Annotated in this window: 14 protein-coding genes and 1 pseudogene; 1 reads left to right on the forward strand and 14 read right to left on the reverse strand. The window is 68.7% G+C overall.

The window, feature by feature from the left end:
- Window positions 1-54: 54 nt before the first annotated feature.
- Window positions 55-978: a 30S ribosomal protein S2 gene (gene rpsB / locus OG609_RS11100; RefSeq protein ID WP_266748965.1), complete on the reverse strand. Its 924-nt coding sequence runs from the start codon at window positions 976-978 to the stop codon at window positions 55-57.
- A 277-nt stretch (window positions 979-1,255) separates the two neighbouring features.
- On the opposite strand from rpsB, the pseudogene OG609_RS46175 reads away from it, so the two are divergent.
- Window positions 1,256-1,750: pseudogene (locus OG609_RS46175) on the forward strand (peptidoglycan DD-metalloendopeptidase family protein); the annotation flags it as partial.
- A 221-nt stretch (window positions 1,751-1,971) separates the two neighbouring features.
- On the opposite strand, the gene OG609_RS11110 reads toward OG609_RS46175, so the two are convergent.
- The 13 genes from OG609_RS11110 to lepB (OG609_RS11170) form a co-directional block, all read right to left on the reverse strand.
- Window positions 1,972-2,538, reverse strand: a complete 567-nt coding sequence (locus tag OG609_RS11110; protein ID WP_327278006.1) for a TetR/AcrR family transcriptional regulator — start codon at window positions 2,536-2,538, stop codon at window positions 1,972-1,974.
- A 117-nt stretch (window positions 2,539-2,655) separates the two neighbouring features.
- Window positions 2,656-3,492 carry an RNA polymerase sigma factor WhiG gene (gene whiG / locus OG609_RS11115; protein ID WP_093899085.1) on the reverse strand — a complete coding sequence of 279 codons (837 nt, stop codon included), beginning with the start codon at window positions 3,490-3,492 and terminating at the stop codon, window positions 2,656-2,658.
- 242 nt (window positions 3,493-3,734) lie between these two features.
- Entirely contained in the window at window positions 3,735-4,889 is a 1,155-nt protein-coding gene (dprA, locus tag OG609_RS11120; RefSeq protein WP_327272670.1) for a DNA-processing protein DprA, read from the reverse strand.
- An 86-nt stretch (window positions 4,890-4,975) separates the two neighbouring features.
- On the reverse strand, window positions 4,976-6,601 hold the full coding sequence (locus OG609_RS11125) for a YifB family Mg chelatase-like AAA ATPase (protein WP_327272671.1): 1,626 nt from the start codon (window positions 6,599-6,601) through the stop codon (window positions 4,976-4,978).
- On the reverse strand, window positions 6,601-6,960 hold the full coding sequence (locus OG609_RS11130) for a YraN family protein (protein ID WP_093899088.1): 360 nt from the start codon (window positions 6,958-6,960) through the stop codon (window positions 6,601-6,603). The genes OG609_RS11125 and OG609_RS11130 overlap by 1 nt, the downstream gene beginning before the upstream one ends.
- Before the next feature lie 126 nt (window positions 6,961-7,086).
- On the reverse strand, window positions 7,087-7,395 hold the full coding sequence (locus OG609_RS11135; RefSeq protein ID WP_003965949.1) for a DUF2469 domain-containing protein: 309 nt from the start codon (window positions 7,393-7,395) through the stop codon (window positions 7,087-7,089).
- A 64-nt stretch (window positions 7,396-7,459) separates the two neighbouring features.
- Complete coding sequence (locus tag OG609_RS11140) at window positions 7,460-7,948, reverse strand: NUDIX hydrolase (RefSeq protein WP_327272672.1); 489 nt, start codon at window positions 7,946-7,948, stop codon at window positions 7,460-7,462.
- Window positions 7,938-8,684, reverse strand: a complete 747-nt coding sequence (gene lepB, locus OG609_RS11145) for a signal peptidase I (RefSeq protein WP_327272673.1) — start codon at window positions 8,682-8,684, stop codon at window positions 7,938-7,940. The genes OG609_RS11140 and lepB (OG609_RS11145) overlap by 11 nt, the downstream gene beginning before the upstream one ends.
- 51 nt (window positions 8,685-8,735) lie before the next feature.
- A complete protein-coding gene (gene lepB / locus OG609_RS11150) occupies window positions 8,736-9,641 on the reverse strand; it encodes a signal peptidase I (RefSeq protein WP_327278007.1) in 906 nt (301 codons plus the stop codon).
- A 325-nt stretch (window positions 9,642-9,966) separates the two neighbouring features.
- Window positions 9,967-10,374: a hypothetical protein gene (locus OG609_RS11155; protein WP_327272674.1), complete on the reverse strand. Its 408-nt coding sequence runs from the start codon at window positions 10,372-10,374 to the stop codon at window positions 9,967-9,969.
- Window positions 10,375-10,538: 164 nt separating this feature from the next.
- On the reverse strand, window positions 10,539-11,435 hold the full coding sequence (gene lepB / locus OG609_RS11160; RefSeq protein WP_327278008.1) for a signal peptidase I: 897 nt from the start codon (window positions 11,433-11,435) through the stop codon (window positions 10,539-10,541).
- A complete protein-coding gene (gene lepB, locus OG609_RS11165) occupies window positions 11,335-12,411 on the reverse strand; it encodes a signal peptidase I (protein WP_327272675.1) in 1,077 nt (358 codons plus the stop codon). Before lepB (OG609_RS11165) ends, lepB (OG609_RS11160) begins: the two co-directional genes overlap by 101 nt.
- Window positions 12,404-13,174, reverse strand: a complete 771-nt coding sequence (gene lepB, locus OG609_RS11170; protein ID WP_327272676.1) for a signal peptidase I — start codon at window positions 13,172-13,174, stop codon at window positions 12,404-12,406. Before lepB (OG609_RS11170) ends, lepB (OG609_RS11165) begins: the two co-directional genes overlap by 8 nt.
- Window positions 13,175-13,189: the final 15 nt, after the last annotated feature.

The raw sequence follows: 13,189 nt of genomic DNA on the forward strand, positions 1-13,189 counted from the left end.
GGGGGCAGTGCTCGTGGCACCGGCCCCCGCCGTCATTCAGCCGTGACGGAGGTGTCAGGCCTGCTCGGCGTCCGCGGCCGGAGCCTCGGCAGCGGGGGCCTCGGCAGCAGGGGCCTCGGCAGCGGCCTCGGCCGGCGTCTCGGCGGCGTCCGCGACCTTTTCGGTCTCAGCAGAGGTCTGCACCTCGGCGTCGGCCTTCTTGTCGCCCTCGAGCAGGTCGCGCTCCCACTCGGCGAGCGGCTCGCCGGCAGCCTTCTCGCCCGGCTTCGAGTCACCGGTGGCGGCACCGGAACGGGCGATGAGGCCCTCGGCGACGGCGTCGGCGATCACGCGGGTGAGCAGGGTGACGGAGCGGATCGCGTCGTCGTTGCCCGGAATCTTGTAGTCGACCTCGTCGGGGTCACAGTTGGTGTCGAGGATCGCGACGACCGGGATGTGGAGCTTGCGCGCCTCACCGACGGCGATGTGCTCCTTCTTGGTGTCGACGATCCAGACGGCGCTCGGCACCTTCTGCATCTCGCGGATACCACCGAGGGTCTTCTCCAGCTTGGCCTTCTCGCGGGAGAGAACCAGGAGCTCCTTCTTGGTGAGGCCGGAGGCGGCCACGTCCTCGAAGTCGATGAGCTCGAGCTCCTTCAGACGCTGAAGGCGCTTGTAGACGGTGGAGAAGTTGGTGAGCATGCCACCGAGCCAACGCTGGTTGACGTACGGCATGCCGACGCGCGTCGCCTGCTCGGCGATGGCCTCCTGCGCCTGCTTCTTGGTACCGACGAACATGATGGAACCGCCGTGGGCGACGGTCTCCTTGACGAACTCGTAGGCGCGGTCGATGTACGACAGCGACTGGAGCAGGTCGATGATGTAGATGCCGTTGCGCTCGGTGAAGATGAAGCGCTTCATCTTCGGGTTCCAGCGACGGGTCTGGTGACCGAAGTGGACGCCGCTTTCCAGCAGCTCCCGCATCGTGACGACGGCCATGGCCGTACTCCTTGAGGTGCTCGGTTGTCGCGACCGCAGGATTGCTGTCGCGCCTGACGCCCCGACGCGCCGTGCCACAAGGGACCGAGGAGCGCGGCCACCGTCCGCAGAGTGGGAGGTGGCGGGGCGTGCGAAGTCGACCCGGTGACCCGGATCGCCATAGGAAGTGTACGGGACAGGTCGGGTGCCGGGTGACGGCGCTGTCCACAACCGGTCGGTAGTCCACAGATCCGGTTCATGATCCCCGCGATCCCGGGCGGTGCGGGACGGTTCTGCCATGCGATGCACAACGGATCCGACCGTTTCCCTTTTCAGGCACAGATTCCGCTTCTGCGACGCCGCGCTCGTGGCGCTGTTGGTCCTTCTCTCAGCGCTGTGCGGCGCGCCGGTCGCGGCAGCCGAGGAGTCGGCGCCCGCGCCTGTTCCCGCGCCCGCGCCCCCACCGGAGCCCCGGCCGGACGGTGACCGGTTGTGGCCGCTTGCCGGGCGGCCTGCGGTCGTACGGGGATGGGAGCCGCCGGCGAGTGCCTACGGACGAGGCCACCGCGGGGTGGATCTTGCCGCAGAGCCGGGCACGGCGGTGCTCGCCGCGGTCTCGGGCCGGGTCTCGTTCGCAGGGCGTGTGGCGGGGCGTGGGGTGATGGCGATCGAGGTGGCCGGGACCGGCGCTCCGCCGCTGCGGACCACGTACGAGCCGGTGCGCGCGCTGGTCGCGAAGGACGAGAAGGTGACGGCAGGACAAGTAGTGGCGGTCGTGGAGGCGGGGCCCTTCCACTGCACATCGGGCTGTCTGCACTGGGGACTGCGGCGCGCTGACGCATATCTGGATCCGCTGTCGCTGCTGCCGCCGGAGCTGCTGCGACGGGGCCCGTCCCGGCTGCTGCCGGTGTTCGGCGTGCCGGAGCCCCGGCCCTCGGCCGAGGGGGCCGGGGAGGGGGACGGACTCGCCGCCCCCGGCGTTCTGTTCGTCGGTGCCGCGGCGCGGCACCGACGTCAGTCCAGTACGCCCTGTACGCCTCGCAGGACCATGGCGACGGCGGTGTCCGCGATCACGGCCGGCTCCTCCGCCACGCCGAGTTCGATACGCCTCACCGCGGCGTCCACCGAGCCCTGCAGCAGCATCGCCGCCAGTCTCGGCTGCTCGTGGCCGAGATCGCCGAGCGCCTCGACGATCATGGCGATGAGCCCGCCGTGCGCGGCCCGGATCTTCTCGCGTGCGCCCGCGTCCAGCTCGCTCGCCGAGATCGCGACGACCGCTCGGTGGCGGCGGTCTCCGACGAGGTCGAGCTGCCGTCGTACGTAGGCCTCGATCTTTCCCACGGGCGTGGCGGCCTGCTCCATCGCGTTCTCGACCTCGGCCGCCCAGACGGGGAAGTCGACGGCGCAGAGCTCTTCGACGACGGCCGCACGGGAGCGGAAGTACTCATAGACGGAGGACCGGGCGAGGCCCGTGCGTTCGGCGAGGGCGGGGAAGGTCAATGCCTCCGTCCCCCCCTCGGACAGCAGGGAGCGGGCAGCGTCCAGGAGGGCGCCGCGCTGCATGGTCCGGTGCTCGGCCACCGAGGCCGCTCGAATCCTGGGCACGCATCCACTCTACGGCGACCGGTGTTCGGGAGGGCGGGTGCGGCCCCGATCAGTGGCCGAAGCAGCCATGGCCGTCAGCGGCCACTGGTGGCATCAGCGTCCGGCGTCGGCCAGTTTCGCGCGCAGTTGCAGCACCGACTTGGTGTGGATCTGGCTCACACGGCTCTCGGTCACCCCGAGCACATTGCCGATCTCGGCGAGGGTGAGGCCCTCGTAGTAGTAGAGCGTGACGACCGTCTTCTCGCGCTCCGGAAGCGTATTGATCGCCCGGGCGAGCAGCCGTCTGAGCTCACGGTCCTCGGCGACCTCCACCGGATTGTCGGCGGCGGTGTCCTCCAGCGTGTCCATCAGGCTCAGCCGGTCACCACCCTCGCCGCCGACATGCAGCAGTTCCTCCAGCGCGACCACGTTCGCCAGCGACAACTGGCTGAAAACCGCGTGCAGTTCCTCCAGCGCAATGCCCATCTCCGCAGCGACCTCCGGCTCGGAAGGCGTGCGTCGCAGCTGCGCCTCCAGCGTGGCATAGGCGCGTTCCACGGCCCGCGCCTTCTGGCGCACCGAGCGTGGGATCCAGTCCAGCGCACGGAGTTCGTCGATCATCGCGCCACGGATGCGGGTGATCGCGTACGTCTCGAACTTGATCGCGCGCTCGATGTCGAACTTCTCGATCGCGTCGATCAGTCCGAACACCCCTGAGGAGACGAAGTCCGCCTGCTCGACATTGGAAGGCAGGCCCACACTCACCCGGCCCGCGACGTACTTCACCAACGGCGAGTAGTGCAGGATCAGCTGCTCCCGCAGCCGCTCGTCGCCCGTGGACTTGTATGAACGCCACAACTCGTCGAGCGAGGAGGGGGCGGGGGGGCGCACAGTGCCACGCGCAGCCGGTGGTACTGCCGCGCGGTCAGACCCGGAGGTGTGCTGGGGCATGTGGTGCCTTGAGCCGTTCTGCTGTGAAGTGCTGGGGGACTTATGTCTGAGTCGGAATTCATGTGAGCGTAGCGTGACTGAAGCGTCGCGGTCCGCGCAGGACAGTGGATCGGCGCTGTGCGATTCCGGCCGATCGAACATGACTGAGGTCCGAGGCCGTCGCCACGTGCGCCGGCCCCGGAGGCGTCACTGAAGGATCCGCCGAGGTCATCGGCATCACCTTTTCACCCGAATGCTCCAGGTCAAGTACCGCCTCGCCGCGCGTCGCCATTGCATGTCGGTCTCGGCGTCAACCGCCATCCATCGCCATCACGTTCGACGAACCCCAGTGAGTGCAGTTCGTACAGTCTGCCGAGCGCTTCATCGATGCTGGTTCCCGCACCGCGGGCCACATCGCGCCCGCCGACGGCGCCGCGGGACGGCAGCGCGTCGAGAACCCTGGCGGAGACCTCGTCCAGCAGGTCCCTGGGGTGTACGGGGCCGCGTCTGGCCGGAGCGAGTTCGCCGATGTCCCCCACCAGTTCGGCGACTTCCGAGGCATCCGTCACCAGGATGCCCTCCCCCCGGAGGAGTTCATGGACTCCTGCTGACAACCCGCTGGTGGCGGGGCCCGGCACGCCCATGGTGAAGCGGCCGAGCCGCAGCGCGCTGCGCGCGGTGACCAGCGAACCGCTGCGGTATTCGGCCTCGACCACGACCGTCCCGCGCGTCAACGCGGCGATGACCCGGTTCCGAAGAATGAATCTGCGGCTGGTCGGATGATCGGACGGTGGTAATTCGCCGATGACGAGCCCCTGTTCCGCCATGCGTCCGATCAGCTCGGCATGTCCCCGGGGATAGGCGACGTCCACCCCGCAGGCCAGGACCGCCATCGTCGCCCCGTCAACGGCGAGCGCACCACGATGGGCTGCCCCGTCCACCCCGAACGCCGCTCCCGACACGACCACCCATCCCAGCTCCGCGAGCCCCGCGCCGAGGCTCGCCGCCATATGGGATCCGTACGGTGTGCAGGCACGGCTGCCGACCACGGCGACCGAGCGCAGCGCCCAGAGCCGCAGATCGCGCGGCCCCCGCACCCAGAGGCCGGTCGGCCTGGCGTCTGCCAGGTCGTCGAGCTGGCTGGGCCATTCCCGGTCGCCGGGGCAGACGAACCGCCCGCCGAGCGCGGCGACCACCGCCAGGTCCCGCTCGGGCTCGGCGCTCTCGGCCCGTAACCGGTATCCCTCCAGACGTTTCGGAGTCATTCCGCTCAGCCGCTCCGCGGCCCCGTCCCTGGTGGTGATCCGCCGTAACAGTTCGACGGCACCGCACTCGCGCAGCCAGCGGCCGCCGCGCTCGTCCCCCGGCTCCAGAATGCGGGTCAGCGCAGCACGCGCCAGCCGTTCCCGATCGCTCACCGCCGCCCCCGGCCGCGTGCCCCGCTCCGGGTCCCGCGCCGGAAGGCACCCCGGTTCCTGCCCCTGCCCAGGGTCCGGCCGCGGATTCATGACGCTCCGGCCTTCGTCAAGGCGCCCCGTGGGATCCCGGTCCGCAGTTCCAGCGCCACCGCGATGTCGGAGGCGTCCGGGCGGTCGGCACCGCGCAGATCGGCGACCGTCCACGCCACCCTGAGCACCCGGTCCAGGCCCCGTGCGGTGAGCGCGCCCCGTTCCATGTCCCGTTCGGCCTCCATCAGCGCGCCCGGCGCCACGACCAGCCGGGTCCGCAACTCATGGCCGGGCACCTCGCTGTTGGTGGTCCACACGGTGCCGGCCAACCGGTCCGCCGCCCGCGCCCTGGCCTCCCGGACCCGGGCCGCGACGGTGGCCGTCGACTCACCCCTGCCGCCCTGCCCCATCAGGTCCTCGCGCCTGACCGGGTCGACAACCACCCTCAGATCCACCCGGTCCAGCAACGGTCCGGAGAGTCTGGCCTGATAGCGCCGGACCATCGAGGGCGCGCACTCGCAACCGGCACCGCTGAGGGTGTGCCGGCCGCACGGGCAGGGATTGGCGGCCAGCACCATCAGGAATCTGGCGGGCAGCCGCACCACCCCGGCGCTGCGTGCCACCACCACATGCCCCGACTCCAGCGGCTGGCGCAGCGCATCCAACGCCCGCACGGAGAATTCCGGCGCCTCGTCCAGAAAGAGAATGCCCCGGTGGGCCAGAGAGACCGCACCGGGCCGCGGCAGCCCGTTTCCCCCGCCCACCAGCGACTGCATGGTCGCCGAGTGGTGCGGTGCGCAGTACGGCGCCCGGGTGACCAGTGGTTCCCCCGGCGGCAGAATGCCTGCCACCGAGTGCACCGCGGTGACTTCCAGGGACTCCTTCCTGGTCAGCATCGGCAGAATCGCCGACAGCCTTTCGGCCAGCATGGTCTTGCCGGCGCCCGGCGGTCCGGAGAGCAGCAGGTGGTGACCGCCCGCCGCGGCGACCTCCAGCGCCTTGCGGGGCCGCTCCTGCCCCGCCACATCCGCCAGATCCGGCGGGTTGCCATCACCCTGCCCGGGCACCCGGGCGAGCCCGGTGCCGATACCCGCGCCGGGCACCATCAGCCCGGCCAGCATGGTGTCGGGGCGCCCTTCGTCGTGTGCCTGCCGCTCGTCCGGCACCGGCTCGTCGCAGAGCACCGCGATCAGCTGCCGCAGGCTCCGTACCCCGAGGACCGAGACCCCGGGCACCAGCGCCGCCTCCCCCGCGGTCTGCTCGGGCACGACGACCTGGCGGTACCCGGCCTCTGCCGCGGCGAGCACGGCAGGCAGCACGCCGCGCACCGGCCGCACCCTGCCGTCCAGCCCGAGCTCACCGATCATCACCACATCGGCGATGGAGGCCGGGTCGATCCGCTCGGCCGCGCCCAGCACCGCACAGGCAACCGCCAGATCGAAACCGGAGCCGCCTTTGGGTACGGAGGCCGGTGACAGGCCCACCGTGAGCTTCTTCTGCGGCCACTCGGCCCCTGAGTTCGCAACCGCGGCCCTGACCCGGTCCCGGCTCTCCACCAGGCTCTTGTCCGGCAGCCCCACCAGGGTGAATGCGGCCACCCCCGCCTCCAGGTCCGCCTGGACCTCCACCACCACACCCTCGACGCCGACGAGCGCCACCGAACACGCCCGAGCGAACCCCATCAGGCCACCCCCCGTGCATGCTGGGCGACGGGTGCTCCGCGCCTGGGCAGCACGACGCCGACCAGGTCGATCCGGACCCCACCGGGCGGCGGACCGCCGTGCCGGTGGAGCCAGATCCCGGCCAGCCTCCGCAGCCGCTCAGCCTTGACCGGTGTGACGGCTGCCATCGGATGCTCGAAGGCACCTGCCCTGCGGGTCTTCACCTCGCAGACCACGAGTGCGTCGCCGTCCATCGCAACGATGTCGATCTCACCGGCACGACAGCGCCAGTTCCGTTCCAGTACGGACATGCCGGCGTCGGTCAGCAGCCGCGCCGCCAGATCCTCGCCGTACCGCCCGAGTGCCCCCCGTGCGTTCATATCGGCACCACCTCCGGCACCGACTCTGACGCGTCCGGTCCCAGCTGGTGGATCTTGGTGGACAACTCCGGGATTGTGGATAACTCAGCCACCCGGAAGTGGGAATCAATCCCCCGGAAAAAGGGCTCAGCCACCCGGAAGTTCGAGATCGCTCTTGTTGAGCTCCTCGATGTTGACGTCCTTGAACGTCAGCACCCGTACCTGCTTGACGAACCGTGCGGGCCGGTACATGTCCCAGACCCAGGCGTCCGCCATGGATACTTCGAAAAACACCTCACCCTGAACCGAGTGCACCTGCATCTCGTAGTCGTTGGTGAGGTAGAAGCGCCGTTCGGTCTCGATCACATATTTGAACAGACCGACGACATCTCGGTACTCCCGGTAGAGCTTCAGCTCCATCTCGGTCTCGTACTTTTCGAGGTCCTCGGCGCTCATTGGCATGTTCCCCTTCAGCCGTACGTGCCCCCATTGTGCGCCAGGCTCCGGTGCCCCTGGGCACTTAGGCGATTTCGGGAGCCAGAACCAGTGGCGTACGCGGAGGACCCTCGTCGAGCAGCGTGCGCAGCAGCTCGGCGAGTCTGGTCGGGTACACCGTCTCACGCGCCACCGACAGTTCGGCGGAGGTCCACCACCTCAGACCCGCGACGCTGCGCTGCTCCAGCCCGGTCAGCCCACTGGTATCGGTGTCGGTCTGCGTCGTACGGGCCAGGAAGTACCACTCGTCCTGGTTCCAGCGTCGCCCGTCGAACGGGAACGAGCACATCCGCTGCCAGAGCAGCGGGCCCAGCTCGACATCGGTGATCCCGGTCTCCTCCGCGAGCTCCCGCAGCGCGGCCTGTTCCCGGGTCTCGTCGCCCTCCAGACCGCCGCCGGGGGTGAACCACCAGGTGCTCTCGGGGTCCTCCGGCTCGAACCCGTGTATCAGGAGAATGCGGTCATCAGGGTCCAGGAGCACCACCCTGGCGACCTTCCGCTCCTCAACGCGCACCGGCAGGCACCCTTTCGCGCCTGTTCCGTGCCGACCGCGCGGACCGTGCCGCGATCGGGCCGGATGCGGCACCGACGAGGATGAGCGCCACACCCGCCACCACGGCCCCGAGCTGCAGCCGCAGCGGTCCGGGCGACGACACCCCACCGGGGAAGGAGGCGAAGATCCGCGGCCGTCCGACCATGCCGCCCAGCGGCCAGGCGATGGCGTCCACCCGGGCCTGCACCGCGCTGCGCGGCACGGAGCCCTGCCCCGGGTCGTCCAGGTGGACCCGGGAGTCCAGCGAGGCGCTGCGCTCGTCCCCGAGCAGGAAGAGCTGCCCCTTGGGAACATCGGCGGTGAAGTCGTTCACCGAAGCGAGGCCCTTGGTCTGCAGATACGGTTCCTCAATGGGTTTGCCGTTGACGGTGAGCCGGCCCTTGTCGCAGCAGGCGATCTTGTCGCCGCCGATCCCGACAACCCGCTTCACCATCGGCATGTCACCCCATACCGGATCGGTGAAGACCACCACGTCGCCCCGGTGCACCTCGCTGCCGTCGATCCGCTGTGCGAGCACCCGGTCACCGGCGTGCACCGTCGGTGTCATCGACTCGGTCGGCACGGTGTACGGCTTGTACACCACGGCTCCCCAGGCGAAGCCGCCGAGGAAGAGCACACAGCCGACGGCCACGGCCAGCCCCGACAGCATGCTGCCGAGCCGGCCGTGGCCGCCATCCGTACGTCCTGTTCCACTCATCCCAGCGTCCCCCACCTCGGAGATCGACAATCGCTGATCCGAGTCGGCACCCTACCCGGCGGTACGCCTGCTGGTCAGCCTCCGCCTGCGCCGGATCACGATCGGCACAGCGCCGGCGATACCGATCGCACCGGGCGCCGCGGCCGCCGCGGCACTCAGACCCGGCTGGTCGAAGGTGTCCGGGACCGGCAGCGTCGCCCAGCGGTTGATCGGCCACGCCACCACTACGGCCCGCCCCACGACGTCCTTGACGGGTACAAAGCCCTTGGTCGCATCCTCGGTGTGATAGCGCGAATCCCAGGAGTTCTGCCGGTGGTCGCCCATCACCCAGATCTTGCCTTCGGGCACCTTGAGCGGCCCGAAGGGCATGTCGTCGCACGCCGTGTCACCTGGGAAGATGTACGGCTCGTCGAGCGCCTTCCCGTTGACCTTGATCGGGCCACCCTTCGCGCACTCCACGGTGTCGCCACCGACCGCGATCGTCCGTTTGATCAGGTCCTTCTCCTTGGACGACGGCATCAGACCGATGAAACTCAGAAAGTCCTGCACCACGTTCGGCTCAGGAGTCGGCTCCCCGTCCAGCCAGTTGTCCGGATCATGGAACACGACCACCTCACCACGATCGGGCTCCCCGCCGAACCACGGTGTCAGCTTGTCCACCAGCACCCGGTCGCCACGCTGCAGCGTGTCCTGCATCGAGTCCGACGGAATCGAGAACGCCTGCAGCAGAAACGTCTTGATCAGCAGCGCGAGAACCAGCGCAATACCGATGAGCAGGGGCAGCTCCTTCCAGAAGGAACGCTGCTTCCCTACTCCCTTGCCGCCCCCGTCCGCAGCGTGGGCATTCGCGAGCGCGTCTGGATCCCGTGTCTCTCCTTCAGGATCGACGGCAGACTCAGCGGGCTGCTCGGGCCTCTTCGTGGGCTCTCCATGTCCAGGTCGTGCACCGGCAGCCACGTCGCTCACATCCAGTCCTCACTCTGCGTCCACACCTGCCCTCTGGGCCCTGTCCATTCACAGACCCACTGCCCCGAACAACGAGCGGGAGTTCCCCAGGGCTACTGCTTGTCCGACCACCTTGCCGTCTGCGGGCTGCCTGGCATCCCGGCCCACCCACCACCGACAACCGCCCTCCGGTTGCTCAGCGTGCTCGTCGAGCAACCGGAGGGCGGTTCATCGTGCCATCTGGTACCCGCGTCACGGGCACCAGCATCCTTTATCGCGTACCGGACGGCCTGGGCTGTCCGGCCCATCTCCGACCAGCGGAGACGGGGGACCGGGTTCAGGTCGTGCCACACACCCAGCCGGAGGCGAACCCGCCGATCTCACCGGTGGACGGGTGGCCGAGGCCGGCCTTGATGCAGATCTTCACGCCCTCCGGGAAATTGTGACTGTCTTCCTTCTTCGTGGTGCCGTTGCCGTTGCTGTTCCACACCATGAAGTCGTAGCCCTCGCCCGTCTTGATGGGCGCCACGTCGACCTTGAGAGCGGCGGAGAAGCCGTCCGCACACGTGTCCTTGAGGTACAGCGTGTCCCCGTTGCTGATGAACCAGCCGTCGGACGTGTGGGTGCAGGAGCCGTAACCGTAGGAGTGCCCCGTGTCGGCGGTAGCCGGAGAGCTCGCAACTGCCACGCCTACGACGGCCGCGGCAACAGCGCCCATGACCTTCAACCGAGAAATACGTGCCACATCTTCCCCCTTGAGCAGCTGTACTGAACGGTCTTCAAGATCCTATGAAGAGCAGTCCTGCGAGCAACTCCACATCTACCTAATTTTGCTGTTGCTTTGATCACGACTTCACGGCGGCATCCTGCCAAATCAACGCGAATCAAAAGATCATGACAGTCCGTCAGTCAATTCTGCCGTCCGGAATTCAGGCCGGCCCGCCTGCGCCAGATCACGATCGGCACGGCGGCGGCGAGGCCGATCGCACCGGGCGCCGCGGCCGCCACGGCACTCAGGCCCGGCTGGTCGAAGGTGTTCGGGACCGGCAGGGTCGCCCAGCGGTTGATCGGCCATGCCACGACGATGGCCCGGCCGACGACCTCGTCGTTGGAGACCGTGCCGCTGCCCGGCAGTTCCTGGTGGTATCGGGAGTCGCGGGAGTTCTGGCGGTGGTCACCCATCACCCAGATCCGGCCCTCAGGCACCTTGATCGGGCCGAACGGCTCGTCGTTGCAGGGCGTGTTACCCGGGAAGATGAACGACTTCTCGTCCAGGGCCTTGCCATTGACCACGACAGGGCCGTTCTCCTTGCACTCCACCGTGTCGCCGCCGACGGCGATGACCCGCTTGATCAGGTCCTTCTCCTCGACGGAGGGCATCAGTCCGATGAAGCTGAGGAACTTCTGCACCACATTCGGATTGGGCGTCTGGGTTTCCTCCAGCCAGCCGCCCGGGTCGTGGAAGACCACGACCTCGCCGCGCTTGGGCTCCGCGCCGAACCAAGGGGTCAGCTTGTCGACCAGCACCCGGTCGCCCCGCTGGAGCGTGTCCTGCATCGAGTCCGAGGGGATCGAGAACGCCTGCACCAGAAACGTCTTGATCAGCAGCGCGAGAACCAGCGCGATACCGATGAGCAGGGGGAGCTCCTTCCAGAAGGAGCGCGGCTTCCTCATGGCCCCAACAGCGCCCTCCGGAGAGTCGCCGTCACTCCCCGTGCGGCCCGTCGTCCCGGCAGACTCGGCATTCCCCGAATGGTCCGGCCGGTCCTCGGGTTCCTCGTGTCCGGATCGTGCGCCGACCGCCAAATCCCCCACATCCACTCCTTACTCCGTGCCACCGCCTGCGCCCTAGCCGGTGCAGGCCCACCACTCCCATAACGAGCGGGAGTTCCGCAGGGGTCGGGAGAGGGATCATTCCGTTGGGATCCTTGGACAACACACTATTCGACGGGCCCGACGCAGCAGCCGTCCCGGCGCGCGCGTCAGGGATCGAGTCGAATGTCGCTGGTTCCTCCAGTTCTCGCCAGTGACCGAAGGGCCAGGCGATCACCACAGCCCGTCCCACGACCTCGTCCTCGGAAACCGTGCCGTGTTCCGGCTCGTCCAGGTGATAGCGCGAATCGGCCGAATCGGACCGATGGTCGCCCATCACAAAGATCCGGCCGGCCGGAACCTTTACCTCGAATTTGATGAGGGAGGGCGGATTACCGGGATGCAGATAGGGCTCATCGAGGGGCACGCCATTGACGGTTATCCGGCCGTCCTTGTCGCAGCACTTCACCGTGTCGCCGCCGACGGCGACCACCCGCTTGATCAGATCCTGTTCGTCGTCGGACGGCAGCAGCCCGATGAAGGTCAGTGCCTCCTTCAGCTGCTTGACGACGACGGGCGGGTTCTTCTTGCCGGTCTTCTCCTGCTTCAGCCAGCGGCCCGGGTCCTTGAAGACGACGACATCGCCGCGCTGGGGCCTGGATCCGAACCAGGGCGTCAGCTTGTCCACGAGCACCCGGTCGCCGATCCGGATGGTCTGCTCCATCGACCCCGACGGGATCACGAAGGCCTGCACCAGGAAGGTCTTGAGCACGAGCGCGATCAGCAGCGCCACAGTGATGAGAAGGGGGATCTCCCGCACCGCCGACCTGCGCCGCCGCCGCTTGACCTTGCGGGCCAGCTTGCGCCGCTCCGCCCTGGTCGGCAGTGAGCGCGTGGCCGTCGGCCGGCTGCCGGTCGGCACCGGTATCTCGGGGTCGGACCCGCCCTGCCGCCGCCCGCGGTTACCCATGGGCCCCGCCCGTCGCCCGCACACCGGCGAAGGCGGCACTGTCCGGCAGCGAGCCCAGCCGGGCCGGCGGCCAGCCGATCCAGTCCACCCTGCCGATCACCATGTCGACCGGGACCATGCCACCGCCCGGTTCTCCCAGGTGGTCACGTGAGTCGCGGGAATTGCTGCGGTGGTCGCCCATCATCCACAGCGTGCCGTCGGGAACGACGATGTCGAAGCGCACCCCGGACGGCGCATCTCCCGGATACAGGTAGCCCTCGTCGACCGGCCGGCCGTTCACCTCGACCCTTCCGCGCTTGTCGCAGCAGACCACCCGGTCGCCTCCCACGCCCACCACCCGCTTCACGTAGTCGGTCTCGGCAGGCTCTGCCAGCCCGAGGGACGCTGCCACACCGTGCAGCAGCCCGGTGACGGGATTCACCTGGGGAGCTTCCTGCACGAACGATCCGGTGCCGTCGAAGACCACCACATCGCCGCGCTGCGGTACGGAGCCGAAACGGTACGCCAATTTATTGACCAGCACCCGGTCCCCCACTCGCAGTGTGGGCTCCATCGAACCGCTGGGAATCAGGAAGGGCTGCACCACGAAGGCGCTGAGGAGCAGCACGAAGACCGAGCAGACCGCTCCGAGTGCGGCGGTCCGCCGCCACGAGATCGAGGCGGTCAACCGGTCCGGAATACGCGAGGAGCGCGACCTCTCCTCCGACCCTGCTGCGGGTGCGGAGGAGCGGTCGCGCTCCGAGGGCTTGGCTTCCGTGTCCATCGGGGCCAGAGCTTA

Source organism: Streptomyces sp. NBC_01224 (assembly GCF_036002945.1).
Lineage (GTDB): Bacteria > Actinomycetota > Actinomycetes > Streptomycetales > Streptomycetaceae > Streptomyces.

Coding starts and splice junctions, on each gene's coding strand:
- OG609_RS11135 (WP_003965949.1), bottom strand. CDS start 7,395: ATGAGCGCCGAGGACCTCGAAAAGTACGAGACCGAGATGGAGCTGAAG.
- OG609_RS11130 (WP_093899088.1), bottom strand. CDS start 6,960: ATGAACGCACGGGGGGCACTCGGGCGGTACGGCGAGGATCTGGCGGCG.
- lepB (WP_327272675.1), bottom strand. CDS start 12,411: ATGGGTAACCGCGGGCGGCGGCAGGGCGGGTCCGACCCCGAGATACCG.
- whiG (WP_093899085.1), bottom strand. CDS start 3,492: ATGCCCCAGCACACCTCCGGGTCTGACCGCGCGGCAGTACCACCGGCT.
- lepB (WP_327272676.1), bottom strand. CDS start 13,174: ATGGACACGGAAGCCAAGCCCTCGGAGCGCGACCGCTCCTCCGCACCC.
- lepB (WP_327272673.1), bottom strand. CDS start 8,684: ATGAGTGGAACAGGACGTACGGATGGCGGCCACGGCCGGCTCGGCAGC.
- rpsB (WP_266748965.1), bottom strand. CDS start 978: ATGGCCGTCGTCACGATGCGGGAGCTGCTGGAAAGCGGCGTCCACTTC.
- OG609_RS11125 (WP_327272671.1), bottom strand. CDS start 6,601: ATGGGGTTCGCTCGGGCGTGTTCGGTGGCGCTCGTCGGCGTCGAGGGT.